The organism is Thermogutta terrifontis (assembly GCF_002277955.1).
Taxonomy (GTDB): domain Bacteria; phylum Planctomycetota; class Planctomycetia; order Pirellulales; family Thermoguttaceae; genus Thermogutta; species Thermogutta terrifontis.
Genome location: NZ_CP018477.1, coordinates 3,425,042 through 3,436,573, shown reverse-complemented (window position 1 = coordinate 3,436,573; position 11,532 = coordinate 3,425,042). Strand labels below are relative to the sequence as shown.

Genomic DNA, 11,532 nt, shown 5'->3' with positions numbered 1-11,532 from the left:
CGGAGGGTATGCGAATTGGTGAGCAGCCACACTGGAGATGTGGTGCCCCGAAAGGGGTTGCGGGTTCGAGTCCCGTGCCCTCCGCTTGGCAGGTGCCCGGTCTGAAGGCAACTGCTCCGTCTGGACAGCGGCCTATTTAAGCGGTGTCGTGTTTAGTGCGGGGCATGTAACACTTACCGCGATGCTTCTGTTGCCATGCCGTGTGGTGAATCATGTCAGAAGAAAAGAAACAGCCCCAAGAGAACGACCGCAAGGGGCAAGAACAGGGCTTCGAGGGTATCCCCCGAGAGCGCATGCTCGAGTTAGTCCGCCATGTGGCTGAGATCCAGCGATACCAAAAAGCACACGGGCTGGAGGATAAAGGCGACCCGCCGGAAGAAAAGAAGAGATAAGACGGGGGTCGTATGGCTTGGCTTGTCACGGCTTGGCACGCTGTAACTGCAACTCGATGCGATTGACCAGTTCCGGCTGGGCTTTCTCCAGCCACTTCGCGTGGAGCTTCATGTTGACGGCATCTAGGAACAGTGCCTCTTCTCGTTTCTCCTCCGGCAAAAGATTGTGCTCATGCAGCCAATTTGCCACTTCACACCAATACCAAAGCAAACCACCGCAATTGCCGAAATCACATGCTGGAGGTGGAAAGCCTCCCGGCCCCCGCTGGCCCTTGATGTACTGACTCACAATTTGCCGGCTGCGTCCTATCCGACGGGCAATTTCTGCTTGAGTCACCAGATCACAGTGATCGACACGCAGGGGTTTCAGGCCCATCGATCGCAACTGCCCGAGCGCACTCAAAACGGCACTTTCCAGAGAATCGCTCTTCCGGCAAAACGTCAGCACAGGCCAGCCATTCCGAACTGCCAGAGTGGCGTCATCGCAACCGGCCGTGTAAAGGCGCTCGGCCAGTGTATCTAAATCTTCGTCAGCTAACGGCTCCAATAGAACGGAAAATTCAAACTGCGGGTCTTTTCGCCGCCTCAATCCCTTTTTTGGTGCGGACATAAATCTACCTCCCGACAAATCTGGCGCGCGTGATTCTCCGGAACCCGTGGAGTACTCCAAATCCAGATCCGACAACCGGATCGTCCCTCATGGGGACATAACAGGACACCCCAAGCGTGGCCTGATCGCTTCTCACAGCGCCAGCCACAGGATTCCGCGTACTGGATGGCCTTTTCGATATGTTTATTGGGGTGGTGGGGCCTCATCACCCAAGCAATCCTATGTCCGGAGTTGACACGTGTCAACAGCACCTTTGCTTTTTCCCTGGCCAGGACCACTTTGAGGTCACATCATGGGCGGCCGCAACCAATCATTCATCGTGCCCCAGCCGTGGGCATCAGGTCGATTCGCCAATTTAGGCCCAAGATTCACCACACTGGAGATGTGGTGCCCCGAAAGGGGTTGCGGGTTCGAGTCCCGTGCCCTCCGCTAAGTTATGTTGTAGCAATAAGTTACGACTCGCACGGGGTTGCATAACATCGCAATTGAATAGGGCTTGCGATTCACTTTTCACTATCTTGCCACCCTGTGTGCGGGTTTCACTATCTTGTCACACGGTACGGCAACCTGCTGTGCCGCATTTTCTGCCACCCTTTAAATAGCCGCCTACTCTTTGGTTGCACATTTCGCCACCTTTAAGGTGGAAGTTCGCCGATGCGAAAGGAAGTGGCACGTCCGGACGGCTGTGTTTACGGGGCCCAGCGGTGGATTCCGCCTCTCACCCAGCGGCTCGGCCACGCTCTCTCCGGCACCGAGGAAAATGTTGACAACGTCAGTAACGAAACGGTACAGTGGACGCTGACGGATCACGTAAACGCGTTAACGGCACACTGGACGGACCAACTGAATACCGTTCGGGACATTTCCGCTAGGCACAATCCGGGATATTGTCAGCTTCGGCCCACAAACGCTTGGCAGCGTGGACCCAAGGCTGGACAACCCCGATTCGGCGGAGGCAAGGGGGCGACCACCGTGGTCAACCACCTCATCTACGATGCCTTCGGCCAGGTAACGTCGGAGACCAACGCGGCGACAGGGAATGTTTTCTTCTTTAAGAACTGATCATTATTTGTCAGTAACAGTCGATTATTAGTCACGGGTAGACCGATCGATAGTGACACCCAACTGCAAAACAACCTCAACCGCTGGTACGATGCCCGCGTCGGCCGCTGGCTGAGCGAAGACCCGATCGGCTTCGCCGGAGGTGACGGGGATTTGTATCGGTATGTGTTCCAAACCGTGACGACCCTCGTGGATCCCGCTGGCTTAGCGTGTCAGCGTATCCAGCGAAAGTACAACATTCAGTTGAAGAATTGGCGTGGTGTGCTGCTATTACTTGGAGCCATTGGCTTGTACGACTCTATGCGGCTAAAGGCCGAGGCAGATCTCGTCGCCCAAATCTGTGACATTAGCTGTCCCAATCGCAACGTTGGCAAGGAAGTGACCATTTGTGCTAGCACCCCTTCCCAGTTGAACAGTTTCGCGCATTTTAATACTACAGCGCAGAATTACCCAGACGCCACAATGCACTCACCGCTTGTTGTGCTGACGTGAGTGCTATGGACACAAGTTGCTGGGCCGCTCTCACAATCCTGCGTTGTGGTATTAGGTGATGTTGTCATCATAAGTTACGACATGTACCGAGTTGCACAACGGTGCAATGGGACAGGCCTTGTGATTCGATCTTCTCTATATTGCAATCTGTGGTGGCGATTTTCTGACGCGCTTTTTGTGCTGACCGACCGGCGGTTTCTGGGCCTGCGCCATTGTCCTCTTGGGGGCGGCTGGGATTTCAACGGCGTGCCGGGTCGTTGATCGGGTCGGTGGGGCCATGCAGTGCTCGAGTGCTACTGACAGGCCAGTTCCCCAGCGACTTGGTGACGATTGCCAAAAAAGCCTCGTCAAGATGGCATGCGCGGCTTGTCGTTAGGCGATTCCAGAAAAATGATTAGATTCGCCGTTGGCGCTGTAGCCGGCTCGCCTTGACTGGCTGGGCTTTTTCAAATCGCCGAGTTAAACGAGCGGCGAGGGGAAACGACCACGCTCGGACGCAGAGGAAAGATTAAAAACAAGCTGCAAGACGCAGAAGGATTTGCCCGCCAATTCGACTCGGCTGTGCTGACTGCAAGCGCTCCCCGTGCGACTCTGCCCCCAATAGTCAGCTACCCGGCCAGGATTCGAACCTGGAATTAGGGAGCCAAAGTCCCTTGTGTTACCGTTACACCACCGGGTAGTGCCTAGTTTCGACGAATCAAAATCGATGGGTCTCTCGCGTCGTCCGTGCGTCTATGGACATTCTCTCCCCTATTGAGCGAGTCTAATTCATTTTTAGCGTTCACTTGGGCAGGAGGCAAGCCGAGGCTCCGTCCGACTTATCCCGTGTTTGTCCGGCCGCCGAAAGGGGCGCACCGTTCGACAAGGCCTTGGACGCAAGTGAGGTTCAACGCGTGGGACCTGCGCGTCATCTCCGCATTTCACTGTGGGATAATCCCTTTTACCGGTCAGGATCAGTTTGCTCGGGGCAGTTCGTGAATTGTCTCTACAACTTCAGAAGGTTTGCATCGGCCGGGAGGAGAGGGCTCGCGAGCTCAGTACCGCCCTGGCATGCCGTAATGCGGTGCACCAAAGCCGGGTGTTTGAGACTCCGTAGTAGGTCGGGTCGCGATAGGGGGATAGGGCTGAGTTGTCGGTCCCACCACGCGACTAGGGAGGTTATTCATCACCCTGTCTGGAAGGCCGACCTGGATTTGGGGGCCGGGCTGGGCCGAGGTCGCGGCCGGCAATCCTGCACCCGGTATTTGGGAATAGCTATTGGGCGAGACTTGCGATGGGGGCAGCGATGCGCCGGGCGCTGGTCCCGTGTTGCTCGTGGAGCCCACGGCGGGGGCGATACCTTGTCGGTTCTCAGTTTGCGGTGACTCCGTGGCGGGAGCCAGTTGGTTGCCGAAACTGAGCGGCGACTGGCCAAACGATTTCGGCGCAGCCGACGGGAGAAAACTGTTGCCCGCGGGTGCAGTTCCCGCCTTCTGGGAAAGTCGTGCCACCGCCTGGGGGAGTGCATTGATATAGCGGTAGGGGTCGGCACTGAATTTCTGGAAAGACTCTTCGTCGCTGAACAGGTAAACTCGGCCGCCGAACCACGCGCCGTGTTCACGACGACCTTCCACCAGTTGTGTGCCCTCGACAAGTTTCACCACGTCGTAGCCGGAAAGGACCGGCGCGTAGCGATCGGGATTGGCAAGGAACTTCTGCTGCTCCTCGGGGCCGGCAAAGAGGTAGGTTCGACCTTCATGTCGTGCGCCCCAGCGACGGTTACCGAGGACCCAGCGGTGTTTGTCCGTAAGGCTGACCGGACAATATCCATCCAGCGCGAGCGGTGGATTGCCCGGCGGAATGGCAACCGGTGAAGACGGTGAACCGGTAGATCCAATGTCCGTTTGACGGCCTTCATTTCCTGAGGATGGGCGGGCAGCGAGAAAAGTTTCTGGCGTGGCGGCTGGGGGATTCGCTGAGGGTGGAGCCGTGGAGCCGGGACCACCATTCGATCCCGCGAAACTGTTCAAAGCGGGGGAATTAGGTCTGAGAGCCTCAGACGGTGCGAGAGCACCTGGTGCGGTTGGAACCGGCGATTGGGCAGCGTAGGACGGAGCCCCTGTTGTCGGTGAGTAAGGTGTGTTGGATGGCAAATACGGATTCACGGAACCCCCGTTTAACGCAGGAGCATTCATCTCGCCAACCGGCGTCGAGGCAGGCCAGGGTGAGCCAGGACCTGACGAATTTTGAGTCATCCAAGCCTGGCTGGTATCTATCGTGGGCGACGGAGCCGGCGGGGCAACTTGCGGCGATGGATTTGCGACCATTGGAGGCTGCTGGGTGAAGTTCGAGGGAGCTTGGGCGGCCAGTGTCGGATTGTATCCGGGGGCAAGGGGCATGCGGTTCTCCGCTCCCGGCTGCGGGCCCACCGATTCGGGCATTCCCGGGGCGGTCACCCTAGCGGCAGGAGACCAGGCAGGCGCTGGACCGGCTATGGGAGGTCGCACAGGAAGGGTTGCGTCGGGGCCGTTGAGCTGATTGCTCGGTCCAAAACTTCCAGGGGGTGGACCAGCCATTCGCGCGACCAGAGCCTGTCGCTGTTGCCATTGGCTGGCGACTTCATTGAGTCGTTCGACATACCGAGGAGCGGACACCCCGCCCACGGACTTCGCGATGATCTCGCCCTGTGGGGTGATGATCACATCGGTGGGGATCGACTCCACGTTGAGCTGTCGCGCAAGGACCGGGTTTTGATCGAAATTCACTTTCACCGCCACATAGGAGGTCGCAATGGCAGAGAGGACCTCGGGGCGAGAGAAAACCTCAGCTTCCATCTGTCGGCACGGCCGACACCATTCCGCCCAAAAATGGATGAGGACCAGCCGATTTGTCTCGGCAGCAACCCGGCGGGCGGCATTAAGGTCCTCGAACCAGATACTCTGCGGATTTTGGGCGCGGACCGGCGTCCCCCACCAGAGCACTGCCATCACGCAAACCATTGCCCAAAGGCCGATCTTTCGCATGGGACACACTCCCAAGAAAACGGCAACGTCAACACTGCCTGACCCGATTGCACGCCGGGTCTGCCCCTTTTTGTATCGGATGCGGTGGCTCCCAACATTTCGGGAAACTGTAGCGAATTTGACCGAAAGAAGGATTTTTTTGAAAAAACCGAATGGAACGGTTGTGTCCAGCGCCAAGGAAGGGGCAACTCACACCCAAGAGGCAATTCCCTTCCCAGTCTGCCGCTGCAACCGTGCGGCTCAACCATGAGAAGCAGTTTCCACGCCGGGCGAGATCAAATCATCGACGGCAGGAAAGGGAACTGGCGAAGAATGCGTGGATTGAGTGGCTGGCGTAAAGTAGTGAGACTCAGGTATAGCGCCTCCGCATTTTCTGGCGTAAATTGTGGTGATCAATCGCTGATATCCGGCCACCGTTCTCTCGAGCGATCCATGTCGCAAGACGTGTTGGCGGCCAGCACGGCCCATCCTCCGGGCAAGTTCGGGATCAAGCAGGAGAGCGAGGCATTTTGCTGCCAGTGCCCGGGCATCTCCGGGGGCGACAAGGAATCCGGTGACCCCGTCCCGGACATGGAGTGGTACAGAGCCTACTGCCGTGGCGACCACCGGCTTTTCGCACGCCAGCGCTTCCAGCAGGGCAAGCGGGTTTGCTTCCATATGGGAGCAGAGGACGGCCAGGTCCGCGCAAGCCAGAACATCGGGGATGTCGTCCCGATTGCCTGTGAAGATCACGGCGTGGTCCACGCCGAAGCGTCGGGCAAGGCGATGGAGCTCCGCACGTCTCGGGCCATCTCCCACGATGAGGAACCGCGTTTGCGGCAGTTCAGCCAGGATGATCGGAGCGGCCTGGAGGAGTAGTTCGTGGTTTTTCTCGGGCCGCAACGCTGCCACCAGGGCCACAACGCGATGCTCCGGCTGGAGTCCGAGGCTTGCCCGAAGCCGGGGATCCGCCGGCCGGGGCGAAAATCGCTCGGTGTCGATGCCGTTTGGAATGGTCCAAGTTCGATTGGCTGCACATCCTTCGTGCTCGATGATGTACCGGGCATGAAGTGGTGAGACGGCGATGAAGGCGTCTGTCAACGGTGTGAGTAACCGATTGAGAAATTCCACGCGGTCCGGCAAACCTGTGGAGTGCAGCGCCGAGGCAACGACGGGAACCCCTGCTAGGTAGGCCGCGAGACGCCCCCAGAACATCTTGTCGCCGCCCGTGCCAACGGTGATCACCGCGTCGATCCGCCGCTCGCGGAGCAGCCGGTACAATCGCGGTAACACGCGGAAGTCATACTTGTGTTTGAGAAGTCCGGCGAAAGCGGGGATTTCCCGGGCGAGGACCTCTCCCAACGGGCCGAGATACTTCAGGCAGCATAACTCCGGCGCGAATATTCTTCGGTCCATGCGACGGACGATGTCCAGGAGCAGCCTTTCGGCTCCGCCCACCGGCATGCAGGTGATGATGAACATGACACGGAGAGGATCCCGATGCCCCAGGGGAGGATGCTCACGACTTCGAAAGAAGGGATTGGGCCATCCGCATCCAGGAGGAATCGCCTCGTCGGTTTCGTCCGCTGGGGACTCTTTTGGGGTGACGAGGAAATTTGCGGGAGGCATGGCGGGAATTCTGGGCAGGTCTTTGGTCTCGCGCTGGGTGCTTAACTCCATAGTGGGCGTGGATGAGGTGAGTGAAGAGTCGCACGTTGCCGAGGAGGCCAGACCCGCTGGAAGCGCTTTTCGCGACAGCAATTGTCGGATGAGGACGCCGAGTTCTTGTTTTTCTGCATTTTTGATAAAAAGATTCGTCCGCAGCGCAAGGAACAGCACGACTGCGGTGATGAGCAATGTCCATCCGGTTCCAAGGGCGATTCCCAGGGGAGCGACAAGGGCGAGGAGCAGCCCCGCGTCGGTCGGCTGCCCCAATCGGCGATTGATCATCAGGAGCACGAGCAGGGCCACTCCGTTGGCGGCCAGCGTGGCCCAGACAGCCCCGGGAAGTCCCCACACAGGCAGCCAGGCGAGGTTGAGACCAACATTGACGAACAGGCCGCAGGCGAGTGCCAACCCGGCAAAATAAGCTTTCTCGCAGCAGAGAACATAATTCTGGAGAAGAAGAAAGAGGGAAAAGCACGAACAATACGCCAGGGTGATCGGGAAGATATCAAGGCCCGCGGGATATTTTCCGGCGAGGAGCGTATCGAACAATACAGGTCCGGCCAATAACACGCCGGTGGATCCCACAAGCAATCCCAGGGAAAGCAACTTGGTAAGTAAATTGAGTTGTTCGGCGGCGTGGCGCGATTGTCCGGTTTCCCACAAATGACTGAGATGCGGTGTGCTCATCGCTGCGCAAAGCCCTGCCAAAGAGACGAACAGCATCGGCACAAGGCGAGATGCGTGGTAGTCGCCCAGGAGGGCCAGGGGGTCACCGTGATCGGGCGGCAACCAGTGGAGGACCATGTAACGATCCACGACAGCGAACAGGTTGCTGATCGCCCCGGCTGCCCACACCCATAGAGAGTACTGAAGGATCCTGGGCCAGAATGACTCCCGGAGCGACGCGGGACGTTCCTCACGCGCGGCATAACGCCAGGGCTTGAAACCAAAGAAGGCAATGGCTGCCGTGATGGCGCAGGCCAGCGCATAGGCAATGATGACGGTTTGGGCATCGTTCCGCCAGAGGATGAGCAGTCCCAGCCCCAGTCCTGCAAACAAAACGCTGTTGAGAAGCTGGATGAGACTGATCCAGCGGTTGAGCCTGAGCGCCATGGCCAGTTCGTAGAGGTAATTAAAGGCCGCCACAGTCAGGAGGGCGAAGGCCAGGTCGTGGACAAGAGGGCGGTAGGATCTATTCCCGAAGACAAGCTCCGCAACTGGGCCTGCCCCCATTGCCACGGCAGTTGCTCCGCACAGGGCGAGCAACCCACTGACGATGGCTGTCCTTCTCAAAAACAGGCCGAGCATACCGCGTTGTCTGTAATACTCCACATATCGACCCAGGCAACCTGGCAGGGCAAGAACCATCAGAGGAGTCGCGGTCATCAGAAATCCGAACGCCATATCCCACAGACCTAGCTGGGACGCATCCAGCCAGCGGCAGAAGAGCGTAGCGCGAATAAAACCCACCAGCCGCTGGAGGACAGAGGCCGCGAGTAAGAGCGCCATGCCCGTCATCAGGGAGGAGATCGACGCCTTCGCAGCGGCCGACGCTGTGACGACGGGCTGCTCGTCCACGGAACAGGTGGCTTCATATGGGAGAGGGCACACGTTGTCGATCGTCATGACTGGCTGTCTGCGATGATGTCGAGGGGAGTCAATGCGGTTGTTGCTGATTCACCATTGGTTTCGTGCCAGGACAAAATCTGGAGATCTTCACCAAGGGACAGAATGGGTAGGCTGCCTGACGAAAACGATTCCGTAACGCCGCGGGCCGGCTCACGGGGACGAGGTTCGACCACTGCGTCAACATCCAGGGCCGCGTCAGAGGGAAGGTATTCGCGGAGCGTTCGGTGCAGCAGTCGCGGGTCAATGGTAAGCCGATTGCGAAGTCGCCACAGGCAATTATCTCCCGCGAATCGCAGGATATGAAAGCGGTGGCGGAAGGGAAGATTGTAACGCCCGTAAGCGGAACATACGATGTCATAACCGGCTCGTCGGGCTGCAAGAATCACCCATGGAGTGACGTGTTCCCGATGCCCAAACGGTACCGACAGCGCCCTGACCGGTTGTCCGGTCAAGTCTTCCAACCATTTCTTACTGAATTCCAGTTGGCGGGAGAGCTCGCCAGGCGAAAGTCGGTGGAATTCCGCGTGGGTCCAGCCGTGGGAGCCAATTTCAACCCCCGCGTCGGCGAGCGCCCGAATCTCTGCAGGCGTATTAGGCCGAAAACGATAACCCTGCGCAAGATCGTGCTCAAATGGCGCCCCCGTGCGAATGTTCTCGGTCGTCACAAAATACGTGAAGGGCATCCCCGCTTCGAGAAGGTCCGCCAGGGCGCGCAGATTATCGGCGTAACCATCGTCGAACGTGATCGCAGCCGCCGGACGGCTGGTCCATCTCCCGCAAAAAAGACTCTCCTGAACCTGGGCCAGGGAAAGAACGGTGCAATGTCGCTGGAGCCACGCAACGTGCCGTCGAAAAGCTGCGAGCGAAGTGCACCACGATGCAGGGCAGTCCCGAGCCACACGATGGTACATCAGGACGGAAACAGGAGCCCGGCCTCTTTCCGCCAGCCGCCGACGCAGCCATTTGCGGAGCGGGATGGTGGAAAGATAATACACCGGCAGCAGTCTTTGTTTTATAGCCCTCATGAACTGACCGGCTTCACCTGCTCGGGACATGGGCTCTTTCTCGTTCTGATTTGAAACGGCGGGTCATCAACTGTCCACAGCGGCGACTTGGTCATCCTCCATCATGGTGCCTCCGAAATCGATATTTTTTGCTTTCATGCGTCGCAGCAATTCCCGGGAATGACGTCCCCAGTTCCACAGGGTGAATCGCCAGCGGGCGCTCACCTGAGGTGGCGCCGCGCGAATGCGAACGAGGGGCGTCGGTCGGGCGCCAAGATGTCTCTTGTAAGGTTCGTCCCCGCGAAGGAGATCGAATGTTTCAAATCCCCAGCGAATCGCTTCACGGATCAGAGAAAGACTCATTAAGTGGCCTGGCGAGAGGGTGAGAAAATCGGGGTTGATCCCGGATTGGTAGGCCATCACCGTCTTGCCCGACAAAAGAAGATATTCCGCTGCGATAGGCTGGCCCTGCCATTCCAGCCACGCCAGAGCGGCCCGACCGGACGGCAGATACTCCGTCAAAATGCGTCTGTGGAACACCTCGAATTGCGTCGAAGCAAAAAGGCCTTGATCTCCAACTTGTCTTCTCCGCGCCTGATGGAGTTGCACCAGAATATTCCACGCTGACTGCCAGTTATCATCACAGGGGGTCCCGAAGACTTCCTGTTTACCGACCACATGGAGAACAAGATCAGGATGGTCGAGGTACGCGCGTGACAACTTGCGATAGCGGCGCCGTACTGAGCGGGGCTGAAGGCTGTCAAGATACTCTCCCCAGGTCCGCGGCAGAGCGAGCTGCCAGGAACTCTCTGTGGGGCGGACGTCGAGCGCCCATTTCAACGTTTCGGCCTGAATTCGGACAGCCTGCACGGCCGGGTCGTCGGCCCGCATGCCGTCCCAGTCAATCCGATGGCATGTCAGGCGAGGAGCGGGAGACCGATCGATCGTCACATCCTGAAAGCGACTTTTTCCCAGTGCCAGCGCGTGGAGTGCGATGATCGCGACTCGACCCACATGCTCCTGATAACAGGCGGGAGCAATCGGCCCGAGGTAGTCGCTGCACACTTCCCCGGATCCCAGCCAGCGGAGAACCCAACCCCACAGGGGATGCCATTCACGGTAAAGAGGGACAATCCCAGCGAGCGTCTCGCCGTGTCTGACCTCCAGGATGCACAGCCGCGAGCGCTTTCGGGACAGTGAACCCGGGCCATAAACCTCCCACCACGTCCGCTGCCAGTCATAGCGACGGAACGGTGGATCTTCGGCCCAGTGATTCCACTGGCCTTCAAGCTGTTCCAGGTCACGGAAGTCTTCGTGAACGCGGACAGACCACGCGCGCTGATCGATCATGTTTGTGAACTAACGATCTTTCCAATGGACGAACGCGACCGCCGGGCACACCCGTGCGCAGGATGGCCGCTGAAAAAGTGTGGGATATGAAACGAGAAAGGTCAAAACCGGCTGGCGACAAGCGAGCCTCGGTATCGCCCGCCTTTTTGTTGCATCCGCTACAAAAGTTCTTTTCTGATGCCGGAGGTATGAGCCCCACAGTACGACCTATACTCCTCTGGGGGCATCATTAGATAACTATCCGCTCATTAGTTTGAGACGCGTTTTCCCGGCATTTGCGGTTGTTTGTCCTGTGTTCCGAGGAACACCGAATCGTGATCGTTTTCGACGACCTTTGGAGAACC

Annotated in this window: 8 protein-coding genes and 2 tRNA genes; 4 read left to right on the top strand and 6 right to left on the bottom strand. The window is 58.3% G+C overall.

Features of this window, described 5'->3' with window-relative positions; translation table 11 throughout:
* The first annotated feature begins 1 nt into the window (after position 1).
* Together THTE_RS12750 and THTE_RS12745 are read left to right on the top strand one after the other, a co-directional pair.
* Positions 2-84, top strand: a tRNA-Ser gene (locus THTE_RS12750).
* Positions 85-212: 128 nt separating this feature from the next.
* Positions 213-392, top strand: coding sequence for a hypothetical protein (locus tag THTE_RS12745; protein WP_095415789.1), 180 nt, complete (start codon positions 213-215; stop codon positions 390-392).
* 25 nt (positions 393-417) lie between these two features.
* On the opposite strand, the gene THTE_RS12740 is transcribed toward THTE_RS12745, so the two are convergent.
* Complete coding sequence (locus THTE_RS12740) at positions 418-1,002, bottom strand: helix-turn-helix domain-containing protein (protein WP_095415788.1); 585 nt, start codon at positions 1,000-1,002, stop codon at positions 418-420.
* 654 nt (positions 1,003-1,656) lie between these two features.
* Between THTE_RS12740 and THTE_RS12730 the strand changes: the two genes are divergently transcribed.
* A complete protein-coding gene (locus THTE_RS12730) occupies positions 1,657-2,064 on the top strand; it encodes a hypothetical protein (protein WP_095415787.1) in 408 nt (135 codons plus the stop codon).
* A 45-nt stretch (positions 2,065-2,109) separates the two neighbouring features.
* Positions 2,110-2,556 carry an RHS repeat domain-containing protein gene (locus THTE_RS18715; protein ID WP_095415786.1) on the top strand — a complete coding sequence of 149 codons (447 nt, stop codon included), beginning with the start codon at positions 2,110-2,112 and terminating at the stop codon, positions 2,554-2,556.
* 608 nt (positions 2,557-3,164) lie between these two features.
* Here the strand turns inward: THTE_RS18715 and THTE_RS12720 are convergent.
* The 5 genes from THTE_RS12720 to THTE_RS12700 all read right to left on the bottom strand — a co-directional run bounded on the left by THTE_RS12720 (position 3,165) and on the right by THTE_RS12700 (position 11,188).
* Positions 3,165-3,235 (bottom strand) — tRNA-Gln (locus THTE_RS12720).
* A 355-nt stretch (positions 3,236-3,590) separates the two neighbouring features.
* Entirely contained in the window at positions 3,591-5,558 is a 1,968-nt protein-coding gene (locus THTE_RS12715; protein ID WP_157732074.1) for a thioredoxin family protein, read from the bottom strand.
* Between the two features lie 240 nt (positions 5,559-5,798).
* Positions 5,799-8,831 (bottom strand): glycosyltransferase, encoded by a 3,033-nt coding sequence (locus THTE_RS12710; RefSeq protein WP_095415784.1) that lies wholly within the window; start codon positions 8,829-8,831, stop codon positions 5,799-5,801.
* The gene (locus tag THTE_RS12705) at positions 8,828-9,889 is read right to left on the bottom strand and encodes a polysaccharide deacetylase family protein (RefSeq protein WP_095415783.1); all 1,062 of its coding nucleotides are present in this window, start codon (positions 9,887-9,889) and stop codon (positions 8,828-8,830) included. The genes THTE_RS12710 and THTE_RS12705 overlap by 4 nt, the downstream gene beginning before the upstream one ends.
* Positions 9,890-9,925: 36 nt before the next feature.
* Complete coding sequence (locus tag THTE_RS12700; RefSeq protein ID WP_095415782.1) at positions 9,926-11,188, bottom strand: GNAT family N-acetyltransferase; 1,263 nt, start codon at positions 11,186-11,188, stop codon at positions 9,926-9,928.
* Positions 11,189-11,532: the final 344 nt, after the last annotated feature.